The organism is Corynebacterium phocae, from assembly GCF_008693075.1.
Classification (GTDB): Bacteria; Actinomycetota; Actinomycetes; order Mycobacteriales; family Mycobacteriaceae; genus Corynebacterium; species Corynebacterium phocae.
This window is the reverse complement of sequence record NZ_VXKJ01000048.1, coordinates 173298-188097: the sequence shown is the minus strand read 5'-3', so window position 1 is coordinate 188097 and position 14800 is coordinate 173298. Positions and strand designations below refer to the sequence as shown.

General features: G+C 58.3%; 12 protein-coding genes. 8 read left to right on the top strand and 4 right to left on the bottom strand.

The features are described 5' to 3' along the window. Positions 1 to 182: 182 nt before the first annotated feature. Together F4V58_RS10595 and F4V58_RS10590 are read right to left on the bottom strand one after the other, a co-directional pair. Positions 183 to 914: a hypothetical protein gene (locus F4V58_RS10595; RefSeq protein WP_075735835.1), complete on the bottom strand. Its 732-nt coding sequence runs from the start codon at positions 912 to 914 to the stop codon at positions 183 to 185. A 753-nt stretch (positions 915 to 1667) separates the two neighbouring features. Next, positions 1668 to 3050 (bottom strand): AI-2E family transporter, encoded by a 1383-nt coding sequence (locus tag F4V58_RS10590; RefSeq protein ID WP_342743278.1) that lies wholly within the window; start codon positions 3048 to 3050, stop codon positions 1668 to 1670. Between the two features lie 384 nt (positions 3051 to 3434). Here F4V58_RS10590 and F4V58_RS10585 point away from each other — a divergent pair, with 384 nt between their 5' ends. The 8 genes from F4V58_RS10585 (at position 3435) to exaC (ending at position 13363) form a co-directional block, all read left to right on the top strand. Next, complete coding sequence (locus F4V58_RS10585; RefSeq protein WP_150385794.1) at positions 3435 to 5282, top strand: hypothetical protein; 1848 nt, start codon at positions 3435 to 3437, stop codon at positions 5280 to 5282. A 414-nt stretch (positions 5283 to 5696) separates the two neighbouring features. Then, positions 5697 to 7568: a molecular chaperone DnaK gene (gene dnaK / locus F4V58_RS10580; protein WP_075735831.1), complete on the top strand. Its 1872-nt coding sequence runs from the start codon at positions 5697 to 5699 to the stop codon at positions 7566 to 7568. A gap of 11 nt (positions 7569 to 7579) precedes the next feature. After that, positions 7580 to 8221, top strand: a complete 642-nt coding sequence (grpE, locus tag F4V58_RS10575) for a nucleotide exchange factor GrpE (RefSeq protein WP_425429763.1) — start codon at positions 7580 to 7582, stop codon at positions 8219 to 8221. 84 nt (positions 8222 to 8305) lie between these two features. Continuing rightward, positions 8306 to 9499, top strand: a complete 1194-nt coding sequence (gene dnaJ, locus F4V58_RS10570; protein ID WP_075735827.1) for a molecular chaperone DnaJ — start codon at positions 8306 to 8308, stop codon at positions 9497 to 9499. Between the two features lie 15 nt (positions 9500 to 9514). After that, the gene (locus F4V58_RS10565; RefSeq protein WP_075735825.1) at positions 9515 to 9904 is read left to right on the top strand and encodes a heat shock protein transcriptional repressor HspR; all 390 of its coding nucleotides are present in this window, start codon (positions 9515 to 9517) and stop codon (positions 9902 to 9904) included. Positions 9905 to 10009: 105 nt separating this feature from the next. Further along, complete coding sequence (locus F4V58_RS10560; protein ID WP_084559770.1) at positions 10010 to 10726, top strand: TIGR03943 family putative permease subunit; 717 nt, start codon at positions 10010 to 10012, stop codon at positions 10724 to 10726. Next, positions 10723 to 11712 carry a permease gene (locus tag F4V58_RS10555; protein WP_075735823.1) on the top strand — a complete coding sequence of 330 codons (990 nt, stop codon included), beginning with the start codon at positions 10723 to 10725 and terminating at the stop codon, positions 11710 to 11712. Before F4V58_RS10560 ends, F4V58_RS10555 begins: the two co-directional genes overlap by 4 nt. Positions 11713 to 11842: 130 nt before the next feature. Further along, on the top strand, positions 11843 to 13363 hold the full coding sequence (gene exaC / locus F4V58_RS10550) for an acetaldehyde dehydrogenase ExaC (protein ID WP_075735821.1): 1521 nt from the start codon (positions 11843 to 11845) through the stop codon (positions 13361 to 13363). On the opposite strand, the gene F4V58_RS10545 is transcribed toward exaC, so the two are convergent. Together F4V58_RS10545 and F4V58_RS10540 are read right to left on the bottom strand one after the other, a co-directional pair. Beyond that, positions 13360 to 14454, bottom strand: coding sequence for an alpha/beta hydrolase (locus tag F4V58_RS10545; protein WP_170252488.1), 1095 nt, complete (start codon positions 14452 to 14454; stop codon positions 13360 to 13362). The two genes, exaC and F4V58_RS10545, sit on opposite strands and share 4 nt — an antisense overlap. Next, positions 14454 to 14732 (bottom strand): hypothetical protein, encoded by a 279-nt coding sequence (locus F4V58_RS10540; protein WP_075735817.1) that lies wholly within the window; start codon positions 14730 to 14732, stop codon positions 14454 to 14456. The genes F4V58_RS10545 and F4V58_RS10540 overlap by 1 nt, the downstream gene beginning before the upstream one ends. Between the last annotated feature and the right edge of the window lie 68 nt (positions 14733 to 14800).

The following is a 14800-nucleotide window of genomic DNA, read 5'->3' as shown; positions in this document are numbered from 1 at the left end:
GGTGTCCTAGTCTCCCGAACGGGTTCTCAAGCCGTTCACCCCTCTAGAACAAGGGGAATCTCTCTCATCTGCGTTCTCAAGCTCCCTCTCAAACGCATGATGCAAGTATGGCGCACGTTCCTGACACGGCAATGAATGGTTTATAGGCGTTTGCTGCCAACTGCTTCGGGTTTCCTGGCAGCCTACGCGCAGCTTTGCAATTGTGGTTTCTCCGGGGTGCTGGTGCGAATATCAACGCCAAACACCATGCGGATATCGCGGGCGTTGTTGGCAATCCACCGGTAGTCGGAGGCTGTCTTGGGCATGGTCAACTGGTTGCCGGGGAAGTCGGGGTGGGTGATTTTGGAGTGCTTGCGGCCATCGCGGATGACAAAGCCGAAGGATTCCAGCGCCGCGACGTAATCCCGCCGGGTGGTGGGCAGTGGCCGGCGCGTATCCCGCCGGCCGCCGCGCTTAGCTCCCGGGGTCTTCCGGCACTGTGGGCGAGGAGATGTGGTTTGGGGCTGCCAGGCGATGAGTAGGGAAGCGGGCTCATCCACCACGGCGTAGAAATCTCCGGTCCAGAAACAGGTCCGGCCCTCCCTCCCGGGGGTGCGCTCAGCGTCCTCGAGTATGTCCGCCGCGCCAGCCACAGTTAGGCCATAGCGCCGCAACGCGCTGGCAGCTTGGGCAGTGGTGTGCTCAAATAGCGGCGGGGCGACCGCGGCGGCGGGAATGTCCACGACCACCGGCCGCGAATGGAATGCCCGCTGTAGCTGGTCTTTGGCGGTGTCCAAATCCCCCACCGGCTCATGGCTGTCTGGACGGCGCCGCGCAAGCGTAGGGGCGGGAGTGCGCGAAAATCCGTGTGTTGCACCTTGTTGCGTAGCGGCTAGGCGAAGGGGCGCGGTGGCGAAATTGAGTTGAAAGGTCATGGCGGTTCCTATCTAAGGTCGTTCGTACGGGTGTTCTAATGGTGATAGGAAACATTAAACCATAACGGGTGGACACTGGCTCGGAAAAATGCTTTTTCAAACCTCCTCGGAAGCCAGTTTGGCGGGCTGCTGACCCACGTTCTAGCTGTTCAGGGCGGTATATCAGCTAGTGTTGTTGGGGGAGGAAAAATAACTTCGCGCCGTCGAGTAGGTGGTGCAGACCGCGTCGCGGGGCGGCGGTGTTCGAATTCCTGAGTGCGTGCGTCCACAGTGCGATCAAATTGGGCCCCTGATAAATTGGGCCCTTGAACGGGGTGTTAAGCGGTGACGGCCGCATGCGCCGGGCGCGAGGTGATTGTAGGTCGTTTAACCCCTGGTCCAACTCAGCCTGCTTAACTGGGTTGCCTTGTAAAGGGGCCCGTCGTCTGGGCGTTGTATCTTGGTGTAGATTTCGCACTTTTCGGCACGGTTGGCAATAAGGTTGGTGCGTGAGCAGCGTTCGAGTATGTCGACGGCCGTTAAAATGTGGAGAGCACCCCAATCGGAGTCTGAAGAACCCCGCTGGAGGTTCGGAAGCTTCTTTTCTTTGGCGGCAAGCTGAATGCCGTCTTGATTCTCGATGAGAAGCGCGCAGGTGGTTCCGTGTTTGGCCTAGATCACGAACTGCTCCCCAGAAGTTGGACTGAGGAAATCAATCCTGACTCTTGGGGAGCAGTTGATAAAGCCTTAGGCGGGGCTAGAACGCTTCAGGCATTACTTGGCGTGGTTGCCAGTTGCCACGACCTCGTGCGCTGGGTCGTAGCTCTCTTTGGCCAGTTCGCGGTAGAGCTCGCGGATTTTGTTGGCCACGGAGCCATGTTCGTTTTGGTCGCCCGGCGTGACGATATCTACTTCCTCGGGGTCAACCTCACCGGCGCGTAGCGCGGCCGTGACTCCGTGGTAACGCAGGACCACGGCGATGGTGGCCGCAACGGGAACTGCCAGGAAGGCGCCCACAATGCCGGCTAGGCCGCCGCCAACGGTAACGGAGAGCAGGACAATTGCGGCGTGCAGGCCCATGGCCTTGGACTGGAGCAGCGGCTGTAGGACGTTGCCCTCAAACTGCTGAACAAGGATGACTAGCAGTAGTGCTAGCAGGGCGTTGGTCAGGCCGTTGGAGACCAGCGCGATGCTGACTGCCAGCAGGCCGGCAACAATTGCGCCGATGAGCGGGATGAAGCCGGCGAAGAAGGTGACTACGGCGATAACCAGTGCGAGTGGTACCTGCAGGGCCCAGAGGCCAAGGCCAATGAAGATGGCGTCGACCAAAGCGACCAGCGCCTGGGTCTGGATGAAGCCGGACAGGGTCTTCCAGATGCGGGAGCCTAGTTCGGTCAGGTGCCAGCCCAGCGGGGAGCCGGTGTATTTGCGCAGCCAAGGAAGGAACTTCTCCCCGTCCTTGGTGATGTAGAAGGACAGGAAGAGCATGATGATTAGACCGATAACAATGGAGGAAACGGTCGAGAAACCGCTCATCACGCCGCCGGCAATATTAGAGGCCTGGTTCTTTACCATTCCGGTGATCTCGGTGACGGCTTCATCGAGGCGCTCAACGGGAATCTCCACGGGGAGATTTTGCGTTAGCTTACTGAGCTCGTAGAAACCCTGGCGGGCCTGGTTCACAAGTTCCTCGCCCTGGGCGCTGACTACTGCGACCATGGCGGCAATGACGCCGCCGATGATGGCAAAGAAGCCCACCATGGTGGTCAAGGTTGCTAGGGCGGAAGGGAAGCGCAGTTTATTGCGAAGGAAGTGAGCCACTGGAACCATGACGGTTGCTACCAGCAGGGCCAAAATTACTGGCAAAAGGCCGGCCCAGATGTACTTGAGAATGAACCCGGTGACAACGATCCCGGCAACGATGAGGATGAAGCGGCCAAAGAACATCGCAATTTCGTGGATGTCTTTGGTGAGGACGGCGGACTTGCTGTCGTGGCGAATGGGTACGCCCACGTCCTGGCCCAGGCCCTCTTTGTCTTTTTCGACCATCGGCTGCTCGGGTACGCCATTTTTATCTTCGGTTTCTGCGTGACGATCGTTTACGTCGTCGGCATGGAACCGGACTTGCTTGTTGTTCATCAGGCGATAGTAAGCCAAGGTTTCAGTATTCTACGAATTCGCGCAGGCCTTTCGGCGATTTTGTTACCAAAGCTTTAGCAATCCGGTTTTTTGATGTTCGGATTGGTGACAGGAGTTCACGCGATATTGGGTCCCGGAGAATATTAGTCGAGGACTCGAGGGAAAAGACTTGATTTCAGGCTACCGCGTGCTAATATGGACGCAATTAGAGGTTGTGTGGGCACTCGAGATGAGCCAGCTCCACATCCGGGCTCGCCCCCTAGTAAAATAGGGGGCGTTAGCTTTATTTTTACCCCGGGGAGCGCTGTGGCCAACGGATCGAGACCGATAGAACTATTCGAGGAAATTCTGCGCCGGAGCGTGGCTAGAGAGACGTATTTTGAAACATCTTCGAATTGGATCTTGACCCCAGTTGAAGCCCTCGAAGAGGCAGTAGAAGCTTTAAATGCCTACAAAACAGAGCCAGAGCAGACTTGGAATTCGCTGCCCTACGTGTTTAATCGGATCCTTTTCTCGTTCTCGTCATCTGTTCTGAGTCTTCGAATTCTGCAACTTCCTAACTGTCGAAGCTTGAAGAACTCGGTTGAGAAATTCTCTGAAGGGTTTGAATCAGCGTCCGGGCGCAGGCGAAAGGGGTTTGTGTCCGACAACGTATCTTCGGTGGAGGTTGTTTTACGAGAGGCCCTCAAAGAGTTAAAAGCCTTCTACTTTGAATCGTTATGCCAGCGTGCGCGGGCAGCACTACGGCCTCAAGTGCTGCCAGAGAGGAGTGTAGAGAAGATCGGGAAAATAGTGCCTGAGATCTCCAATTTCCTTAGCTATTGTGGTCGGGTGGTTGAAGTACTGGCAGAAGATATCGCTGCAATTTTCGAAGCTGAAAGAGACCGAACAGACGAAGAACTGTGCGAGCGTGTCTATCAGTTGCTAACTCGGGAACCTGCACAATATTCCGTTGCGACGGTCATCACGGGGGCCGTTGATTACCGTGAACCTTTGAAGGATTTGCAAGGGCGAGCATTGACGTTCCCCGGCCCTGTGAGGTGGATGGGGCGAGTAGGTGGAAAGAAAAGAAATGGGAAGAGAAATTCCTTTAGCCCTGGCTCACATGCGGAATCTGACCTTTACAACTTCTGTATGGAGCACTGGAAGGTAGAAAGTGCGGAACCTAGCTGTGACCATTTCGTCCATGCCCAGGTATTCGTCTGGGATGTTCGCGCATGGGATCCTATTCAGGCTCGGCATATTGCCCTCGACAAAGCTGAGACCCTGATGGACCGTATTAACGCTGAGCATCGTATCGGAGATTTCGGAGTAAAGAGAAAAGTTTTAGTTCTCAAACATGGCGAAAAACGGACTTGCTATCTCTCGGATTCAATTGAGGGGACTAAAAATACGAGGGCCATGAGGGAGCATGATTCTCCTAGCGTTCAGCGTTCTCTTCGCCTTGCGTCGAGAGCTTCTACTGAACGCGCGGGAGCGATGGCAATCTTTTTCGGTTGGTCAGCTCTTGAGTACCTGGGTCGAGGCAATGAAGTGAAGGATTCTCGAAATCGAAACCTCTCCGCCCAAGCATTCGTCGCGACGTATGTCCCGAAGATTATTGCGCTAAGTTCCTTGCAGCATCTAGCCAATGACGTCGCCTTTTCGATCACAGGATCGACACCCGTGTCGGATTTACCGAGCCCCCTTAAAGAAGTTTTGCAACTGCGTAAAGGTCCTCGAACCTCCAGGTACATAGACCAGAAGAATCTATTCTCTCTCCTGGCCGCTGGGAATGATTCGGCGGGTGCAGGTATGGTCCGGCTCTCCCGCGATAAAGGTCTTTCGGCGCAGGAAGCTGATTTGGTTCGGAAGCAGTTTAACGAGATTCTCGAGAAGGTCGATTTGGTGACCAGTCTCAGGATTGACCAGGTTGTAAAGCTGCGGAGGAATGCAGCGGCGATGGCGGAGTACTTAAGGAGGGTCGAGCGGGAAGCTGACGTCGCTTTACAGCGAATGCGATACGTACGAAATCAAACCGCACACTCTGAAGTACCTGAAAGCTTGAAATATCGGACGTTGTCCAAAGCCATGCGGGAATTCTTAGATACGTGTTATCAGGCTATGGATAAAGATCGGGCAGGTCGTGCACCTCATATGACTATTCTCGAGCTAGCCGGAAAATTCGAAGATATCGTAGAGGGCCTTCGTCGAGGGGATTTCTCTCGAATAAATGAACCGCATTATGCGCTCTATGCTTCGGGGGATTAGCTGATTAACGGTGTACTGCACGGAACCCTCGAATTACTGACCGTGCATCCGCCCGAAAATTTGGAGTGTAGGAGGCGTCTGTGTGCTGCCTGCCGAAGGGGAGACAGCCGGGCATGCTGGTTTGTTACCAAATCTTTAACACTCTTCCACGTCCCGACTGAGGTCGGGTGTCGGATCTGGAGATCTAGTCTCCTAACAGCATTTCCGTGAGGGATTAAGTGGACTTTTGAAAAAAGTTGAGCGAAGCGGGAACAACTTTGACGTAGCTCCCGTTGTATAGGTTGAGTGACATCCACTCAAGGTTCTGGTCAAGACTTGACGGAATCTGCTAGAGTGGCTGTCGAGCTCAACGAAAGTTGAGCCAAGTACAATCAACTTAAAGTAAAACCCCTAGACACAAGGAGAATTATCACCATGGGACGCGCAGTAGGCATTGACCTCGGTACCACCAACTCAGTAGTTTCCGTACTGGAAGGTGGAGAGCCAGTAGTAATCGCTAACTCCGAGGGTGCACGCACCACCCCTTCCGTCGTTGCTTTCGCAAAGAACGGCGAAATCCTCGTTGGCCAGTCGGCTAAGAACCAGGCTGTCACCAACGTTGACCGCACCATCCGCTCCGTCAAGCGCCACGTTGGCACTGACTGGACCGTTGCAATTGATGACAAGAACTACACCCCGCAGGAAATCTCCGCGCGCACGCTGATGAAGCTCAAGCGCGACGCAGAGTCCTACCTGGGTGAGGAAGTAACCGACGCAGTTATCACCGTCCCCGCTTACTTCGAGGACTCCCAGCGTCAGGCAACCAAGGAAGCCGGTCAGATTGCCGGCCTCAACGTCCTGCGTATTGTTAACGAGCCAACTGCGGCTGCGCTGGCATACGGCCTAGAAAAGGGCGAGCAAGAGCAGACCATCCTGGTCTTCGACCTGGGCGGCGGCACCTTTGACGTCTCCCTCCTAGAGATCGGTGACGGCGTGGTTGAGGTTATGGCCACCGCCGGTGACAACTCCCTGGGTGGAGATGACTGGGACCAGCGCATTGTTGACTGGCTGGTGGACAAGTTCAAGTCCGCACACGGCATTGACTTGACCAAGGACAAGATGGCCCTGCAGCGTCTGCGCGAGGCTGCGGAGAAGGCCAAGATTGAGCTGTCTTCCTCCCAGTCCGCAAACATCAACCTGCCGTACATCACGGTTGACGCTGACAAGAACCCACTGTTCTTGGATGAAACCCTGTCCCGCACCGAGTTCCAGCGCATTACCCAGGACCTTCTGGACCGCACCAAGGCACCGTTTAACCAGGTTATTAAGGACGCGGAAGTTTCCCTGTCCTCCATTGACCACGTGGTCCTAGTTGGCGGCTCCACCCGTATGCCAGCCGTGTCTGAGCTGGTCAAGGAACTCACCGGCCGGGAGCCAAACAAGGGCGTTAACCCTGATGAGGTGGTTGCCGTGGGCGCTGCCCTGCAGGCTGGCGTTCTGCGCGGCGAGGTCAAAGACGTGCTGCTTCTAGACGTCACCCCGCTTTCCCTAGGCATTGAGACCAAGGGTGGCGTGATGACCAAGCTCATCGAGCGCAACACCACTATCCCTACCAAGAAGTCTGAGACCTTCACCACGGCTGAAGATAACCAGCCTTCCGTGCAGATCCAGGTCTTCCAGGGTGAGCGTGAGATTGCCTCGGCTAACAAGCTGCTGGGTTCCTTCGAGTTGGGCGGCATTGCGCCGGCTCCACGTGGCGTGCCGCAGATTGAGGTTACCTTCGACATCGACGCCAACGGCATTGTTTCCGTCTCCGCTAAGGACAAGGGCACTGGCAAGGAAAACACCATCAAGATTCAGGATGGTTCCGGCCTGTCTCAGGAAGAAATTGACCGGATGGTCAAGGACGCAGAGGCCCACGCCGAAGAGGACAAGAAGCGCCGCGAGGAGCAGGAGACCCGCAACCAGGCAGAGTCCGCTGCTTACCAGACCCGCAAGTTCTTGGATGAGAACTCTGACAAGGTCTCTGAGGACGTCAAGACCAAGGTCACCGAGGCCGCCGATGCCGTTGATGAGGCTCTGAAGGGTGAGGACATTGAGGCCATCAAGGCCGCAGTGGAGAAGCTCAACACGGAGTCCCAGGAGATGGGCAAGCAGATCTACGAAGCTCAGGCTGCTGAAGCCGGTGCTGCCGATGCCGCGGCGGGTGCGCAGTCCAGCGACCCCAACGTAGTAGACGCTGAGGTTGTTGATGAGGACGCGGACAACGCTGCTGATTCTGACAACGCTGATAAGGAAAGCAAGTAGACCGTATGACTATGCCAAATGACCCGGGAAATCCGGAAAATACCGACCACGAGTCCATGACTCCGAATGAAGCGGAGGCGGCTGCAGAGCGTGCCGCGGAAGCTGATGAGGAGCCGGAGATAGACCCCTCCCTCGAGGCGGATCTGGAACAAGCCCTAGCTGATGTGGCTGATGTGGACGTTGAGTCCGGTGCAGAAGCTGACGCTGAGCCAACCGAGCCAACCGAGCCTTCCGTTGAGGATCAGTTGGCCGAGCGCACGGAAGACCTCCAGCGCCTAACTGCGGAGTACACCAACTACCGCCGGCGCACTCAGCGTGAGCGTGATGCCGCCGTCACCAGCACCAAGGCCCAGGTTCTCTCCCAGTTCCTGCCTTTGCTGGATGACCTGGAGCTGGCCCGCCAGCACGGGGATTTGGAGGAAGGGCCACTCAAGGCATTCGCTGACAAGCTCCTGGCAACGGTGAAGTCGCAGAAGCTCGAAGCCTTTGCCGCTGAGGGTGATGACTTTGACCCAGAAATCCACGAAGCAGTTCAAGATCTGTCCGATGGTGAAGATCAGGTGGTAGGCACGGTCTTGCGCCGCGGTTACCGCGTGGGTGACCGCCTAGTGCGCACCGCCATGGTCATCATCGCTGGTCGCGAATCAGAATAACTATCCACTTAGGCGCCGGGTGCAAAAACTTTTTAAAGCCCCGGCGCTTAAACTATCTCCGCTTTGAAAGGAGGAGATGCCCAGATGAGTGCAAAACCTGAATGGGCTGAAAAAGATTATTACGCGGATCTGGGGGTCTCCTCATCCGCAAGCCAGGAAGAAATCAAGAAGGCTTACCGCAAACTGGCGCGTGAAAACCATCCGGATACCCACCCGGATGAGCCGGAAAAGCTCGAGCGCTTCAAGAAAATTGGCGAAGCCTATGACGTTATTGGTGACGCTGCTGACCGTAAGGAGTATGACCAGTTCAAAGCCATGGTTTCCCGCGGTGGCTTTGGGGCAGGAGGCGCCGGATTTCCCGGCGGGTTTCGGTCGCAGGGCGCGCAAGGGTTCGGGGCCTCGGACTTCTCAGACTTCTCCGACATCTTCGGACAAGGCGGAGCAGCGTCTGCTGGCGGCGGTTTTGGGGATATCTTCGGTAGCGTTTTCAACCGCGGCGGTGGTCCTGGCCCATCAGCTAGGCCGTCGCGGGGGGCGGATGTAGAAACCCGGGTCACCCTCGAATTCCGCGAGGCGGCCACGGGAACTACCCTTCCGCTGCAGCTGACTGGCAACGCTCCGTGTACCACCTGCCACGGCTCCGGTGCTAAGTCGGGCAAGACCACTAGCTGTCAGCACTGCCAGGGTTCGGGCTTTACTTCCGAAAACCGGGGTGCCTTCGGGTTCTCCGCGCCGTGTACTCACTGCGGGGGCAACGGCCAGACGATTGCGGATCCGTGCCCGGATTGCTCCGGAACCGGGACTGTTAAGCGCAGCCGTTCCATCACGGTTCGCATCCCGGCCGGTGTTATTGACGGCCAGAAGGTACGCCTAGCGGGCCAAGGTGAAGCCGGCCCCAACGGTACCCCGGCTGGTGACCTTTTTGTCTCCGTCAGCGTGAAGCCAGACAAGGTGTTCACACGTGACGGTGATGACCTCCACGTGAGTGTCCCTGTTTCTTTCGCGGAGCTGGCACTGGGGGACACGATTACGGTGCCAACGCTAGACAAGCCGGTTCGTCTCAAAATTGCCGCCGGTACCCCTGACGGCCGTACGCTGCGCGTGCGCGGCAGAGGTATTGAAAGGCGTGGCGGAAAGGCCGGTGATCTGCTGGTGACGGTGGAAGTCCAGGTTCCGTCCACGCTGGATGCTTCCGCTACCAGTGCGCTGCGGGCGTACGCCCAAGCGGAGAAGGAATCCGGTTTCAACCCCCGGGCTAACTGGGACGGCCAGGCGTAGAGGAGGTGTGAAGTGATGAGCGAGCAGAAGATGTACGTGATATCGGTGGCAGCCGAACTATCCGGAATGCACGCCCAGACGCTGCGCACCTATGACCGCATGGGCCTGGTCATCCCCGCCCGAACCAGTGGGGGTGGCCGCCGGTACACCGACAGGGACATAGCCACCTTGCGCAAGATTCAGGCGCTTTCCCACGAAGAAGGCGTGAACCTGGCGGGCATCAAAGCCATCATCGAGCTCACCGAGCAGCGGGATCAGCTCGAAGAAGAGCGGGATGCCTTGCTTGAAGAACTCCGTGAGTTGCGCGCCCAGCGCGGGCGCTCCCGGGGCGGCGAGCTGGTCCACGTTCCACGGTCAACCTCGCTGGTGATGTGGAAACCCCGCAGCAAACGCGGTCGCACCTAGCCACCGCGCAGTCTGGAAGTCTCACCCGTAGTGCTCGGGTGAGACTTTTTACGCTTATAGGCGTGGTAGATTTTGCTGGTAGGAAGCCACATGAAGGAGCCGTGAGTGGAACAAGACGCCAGCCAGCAACAGGCAGCCATGGCAGCAACCGTGGTCACAGTATTTGGCATCTTGCTCTGCGGCGTGGCCTTAAGCGGAGTGAGCAACAACTACCTACGGGAATGGTTCCGCCCCTTTATTCTCATTACCGGGGTCTTGTTGACTGGCCTGGGGGTATGGAGCCTTCGCGTCGCCAAGAGTGCAACTGGCGGCAAGGACCCGCTGCACCCGATGACCGGCATGTTGCTGGTACCAGTGATTCTGGCCATCCTGGCCCGCCCGGACCCGCTGGGCAGCGCCATGGTCACCTCAACCGCAGTGGGCGGCGGTGAGCTGAAAAAGGCCACCAACGTCAAGCCAATATCAAGGTCTTTGCTGGCCTATAAGGACCTGTCTGCCACCACGCCCAATGACCTTACGGTGGAGGAGCTCTTCAACCGCTTTGCCTATGATGACAAGGCCCGGATTGAAGGAAAACCCGTCCGCGTAACCGGCTTTGCAGTGCCCACCGGGGGCGGCTGGATGCTGTCGCGGTTCAAGATCTTTTGCTGCGCGGCTGACGCGATAGCTTACGGCGTGCGCATAAGCGGTGCGCCCAACCCGGGGGCGGATTCCTGGGTGACAATCACGGGCACCGTGGACACCACCACGGATCCGGACCTACCCACCATCGCGGTAAGCCAGGTAGAGCCAATTCCGGCTCCGGAGGTGCCCTACCTATGAATGCCTACCGCGGACCCTTAATCGTCATAGCGTTCAGCCTGGCCGGGATGGCATTCAGCCTTACCTGGGGACCCCCGCTGCAGCTAGAGGGCCTGTTCGAGGCCTGGGCGTCCATCACCGTTGCTATCGTTATGCAGGCGGTACCTTTCCTGGTCTTCGGCGTGCTGGTTTCCGGGGCTATCTCCGCCTTCGTGTCACAGGGGCTGCTGCGCCGGATTACTCCGCGCAACGATTTCTTGGCGGTCCCGGCGGCGGCATCGGCGGGCTTTTTGTTGCCCGGCTGCGAGTGCGCCTCCGTACCAGTAGCGCAGTCGCTTATCCGGCGCAAGGTCCCGGAGGCCGCAGCGCTGACCTTCTTGCTGGCCTCCCCAGCTATCAACCCCGTGGTGATTGTTTCCACTGTGGTGGCCTTCCAGGGCCACCCAAACATGGCAGCCGCACGGGTAGTGGCGTCGTTATTCGCGGCCATCGCCGTGGGTTGGGCGTGGGTGCTTGTTGGCCACCGGGTTCCCATGGTGGGGGCGCTGGCCAGGTTCGGCCACAGCCACAGTCAGGGCCACAGCCACGGCCAAGCCGGGGCCAGCACCTGGGAGGCCTTCCGCGCAGCGGCACTGCACGACCTCACCAGCGCCGGGGGTTTCCTGACCCTGGGGGCTATGGTCGCGGCGCTAATTAAAGTTACGGTGCCCGGTCAGTGGTTTGAGACCATTGGGGCCTACCCCCTAGTGTCGTGCGTGGTGATGGCCTTACTTGCCGTGGCGCTGAGCCTGTGTTCAGAAGCTGATGCCTTCATCGCGGCGTCATTCACTCAGATAAGCCCGGCCGCGCAGCTGGTGTTCCTGGTGGTAGGTCCCATGGTGGACATCAAGCTCATGGCCATGCAATACGGGGCTTGGGGCCGGCGCTTTGTGGCGCGTTTCGCTCCTTTGACCTTTGTGGCCGCCCTGTTTATGGGACTGGCGGTAGGGGCCGTGATTTCCCCTTAACGGGGGTGGGTTCAGAAAAATCCTGGCGTATCTCTCTGTACAAAACTATCGTGGGGCCAACCATTGTAATATGGCGTAAGTCACTAACTTTTATCTTCGTGGCCTACGCCCCATAGGAAGGATGAGTTTTATGACCCGTTACGCAGATCCCGGAACCGAAGGCGCGATTGTTGAATTCCGCAAGCGCTACGACAACTACATTGGTGGCCAGTGGGTAGCCCCAAAAGATGGGGAGTACCTGGAAAACATCAGCCCCGTCAACGGGGAGGTCTTTTGTGAGGTAGCCCGCGGCAAAGAAGCTGACATCAACGCGGCCATCGACGCCGCTGAGGAGGCATTTAAGACGTGGGGCAAGACCTCCGCCACGGAACGCGCCAACATTCTCAACAAGATTGCTGACCGCATTGAAGAGAACCTGGAAAAGATTGCCGTCGCGGAAACCTGGGAAAACGGCAAGGCAGTCCGTGAGACTCTGGCCGCTGACATCCCGCTGACCGTGGATCACTTCCGCTACTTTGCCGGCGCCATCCGCGCCCAAGAGGGCCGCCTGTCCCAAATCGATGACAACACCGTGGCTTATCACTTCCACGAGCCCCTGGGCGTGGTGGGCCAAATCATCCCCTGGAACTTCCCCATTTTGATGGCCGCCTGGAAGCTGGCCCCGGCACTTGCCGCCGGCAACTGCGTGGTTCTAAAGCCTGCTGAGCAGACCCCGGCCTCCATCCTCTACGTCATGGAACTGATTGAAGACCTGTTGCCCGCCGGCGTAGTCAATATTGTCAACGGTGTGGGTGAAGAAGCCGGTGCGGCACTGTCCGGCTCCGACCGAATCACCAAGATTGCCTTCACCGGCTCCACCCCCGTGGGCAAGATGATCAACAAAGCCGCCTCTGACAAGCTCATTCCGGTCACCCTGGAGCTGGGCGGCAAGTCCCCGTCCATCTTCTTCAAAGACATCATGGATGAAGATGACGCTTACCTGGACAAGTGCGTGGAAGGCTTTGTAATGTTCGCCCTTAACCAGGGCGAGGTCTGCACTTGTCCTTCACGCGCGCTGGTGCACGAGGACATTGCGGATAAATTCGTTGAGCGTGCCATTGAGCGCGTGAAGGCCATTAAGATTGGTCACCCGCTGGATACGGATACCATGATGGGCGCGCAGGCATCCCAGGAGCAGATGGACAAGATCACCGAGTACCTGGAGATTGGCCCGAAGGAGGGCGCGGAGGTGCTCACCGGTGGCAACATCAACAAGATCGACGGCCTGGAAAACGGCTACTACATTGAGCCCACCGTGTTTAAGGGCACCAATGACATGCGCATCTTCCGCGAGGAAATCTTTGGCCCCGTGCTATCCGTGGCCACCTTCAAAGACTTCGATGAGGCCATCAAGATTGCCAATGACACCAACTTTGGCCTGGGTGCCGGCGTGTGGTCGCGCCAGCAGAACATCTGCTACCGCGCCGGTCGCGAAATCCAGGCCGGCCGCGTGTGGGTCAACCAGTACCACAACTACCCAGCGCACGCGGCGTTCGGCGGCTACAAGGAATCCGGCATTGGCCGCGAGAACCACCTGATGATGCTGGACCACTACCAAGAAACCAAGAACCTGCTGGTGTCTTACGATGAGAATCCTATGGGATTTTTCTAAACCAGTGCTCCTAGCGCTTTGAGGAACCCCGGATCCTCGAAATAGCTGCTGTGACCGCCCGGGTTAAAGCGCCCGCTGCCTAGCCGGCGGGCGCCGAACCGGGGGCTGGTGGGGTCCGTTCCGTACACCCCGCTTACTAGCCCAATAGGGTCGAGATCACTCCGGGCCGCCCAGGTGCGCACGCCTAGTTCAGCGGCGGTGTCCCGCTGCACCCCGGGGCTGCCGATGATCACAAAATCATCCACACCCGAATCCCGCAGGTTTGCGCCGCCAACCACCACGGATCCAAAGGAATGTCCCACCACTACCTTGTGGGAATCCGGCCAGCGGGCATCAACGGCCCGCTGGAACACTTCAAACCGCCGAGCCCCCTGCACGGCGGACTTTTTCTGTGCCGCGTTGACCACGGTCCGCGGGGCACCGTAGCCCAACCACGCTATTGCGGGGCCACGGGTAGCGGTGGCCAGGCTGCGGGCGTGAGAGATTTGATCCCCTAGATTTTCCGGCAGGGTGGAAGAAACCCCCGGAACAAACGTGGTCACCGAGGCGGGGTGGGTAGTCAACTCATCGAGCCCGTGCGGCCCGTCTGGGGGCACGAGCGCTGCTACCGTCCCGTTGCCCACTTCCAACAAGGTAATGTCCGGGTTTTCTTCCACCATTGCCCGTACATAAGCGGGGGCCTCCGCAAAGTTCAGGGCGTGGATGGCGGGAAGGCTTAAACCTTGCATGGAGCTCAGCCCCCGCGCCGGGGCGGGGGATGGGGCCACGCACGCTTGGGTTATTGCCCGCGCGCAAAGGATGTCGAGGGCTTCCTCAACTAGCTCGCGGTTCTCCCGCAAGGCATGGGTGCGGGCACGCTCCGCCCGTTGGTTATACTCCTCTAATATTTCCACTACCTGTGCCATCTGCTCCACGGGTGCGCGCCGTTGAGATTCCAGGGTCTGGAAAAAACGCGCGGCGGCCGCAGGCGCGGGGCCCTGGACGCCCTCCCACAGGGATTCCCACAGCTGGAGGGACTGATGCTGGAATTCCAAGACCTTGCTCCGCTGGCCCGCAAGTGTGGTTGCTGCCTGGGAAAAGTGTGCGGCCATCATCCGGCCTCTAACTTCCGGCGCAGGTGGGCATCGGCATGCGCGGCCTGGTCCAGGAACCCCCGGAAGGACTCCGCTAGCTCTACCGCACGGCGGTCTGCAGACTGTAGCTCGCGTTCCCAGGTCTCCGTGGCTGCGCGCAACGCGGCTGCGGTATATCCGCCGCCGCTGGGATTACCAGGCCCCGGGGGAGGGCTCAGAGCAGCGCGTTCAAGGCGCGCAAGTTGGTTGCATAGACGGACGGATTGGCTGCATGAGGTGATTTGGAGGTATTTCATGTTCCCTAAAGTGCCCTCTTGGAGGGGCAGTGGCAAGGGGGCTGCTGAAAACCTGTGGATAACTGGCC

What these genes read in the sequence shown, in the direction of transcription:
- dnaJ (WP_075735827.1), top strand. Translation starts at nt 8,306, where the DNA reads ATGAGTGCAAAACCTGAATGGGCTGAAAAAGATTATTACGCGGATCTG.
- F4V58_RS10555 (WP_075735823.1), top strand. Translation starts at nt 10,723, where the DNA reads ATGAATGCCTACCGCGGACCCTTAATCGTCATAGCGTTCAGCCTGGCC.
- exaC (WP_075735821.1), top strand. Translation starts at nt 11,843, where the DNA reads ATGACCCGTTACGCAGATCCCGGAACCGAAGGCGCGATTGTTGAATTC.
- F4V58_RS10545 (WP_170252488.1), bottom strand. Translation starts at nt 14,454, where the DNA reads ATGGCCGCACACTTTTCCCAGGCAGCAACCACACTTGCGGGCCAGCGG.
- F4V58_RS10595 (WP_075735835.1), bottom strand. Translation starts at nt 914, where the DNA reads ATGACCTTTCAACTCAATTTCGCCACCGCGCCCCTTCGCCTAGCCGCT.
- dnaK (WP_075735831.1), top strand. Translation starts at nt 5,697, where the DNA reads ATGGGACGCGCAGTAGGCATTGACCTCGGTACCACCAACTCAGTAGTT.
- grpE (WP_425429763.1), top strand. Translation starts at nt 7,580, where the DNA reads ATGCCAAATGACCCGGGAAATCCGGAAAATACCGACCACGAGTCCATG.
- F4V58_RS10565 (WP_075735825.1), top strand. Translation starts at nt 9,515, where the DNA reads ATGAGCGAGCAGAAGATGTACGTGATATCGGTGGCAGCCGAACTATCC.
- F4V58_RS10540 (WP_075735817.1), bottom strand. Translation starts at nt 14,732, where the DNA reads ATGAAATACCTCCAAATCACCTCATGCAGCCAATCCGTCCGTCTATGC.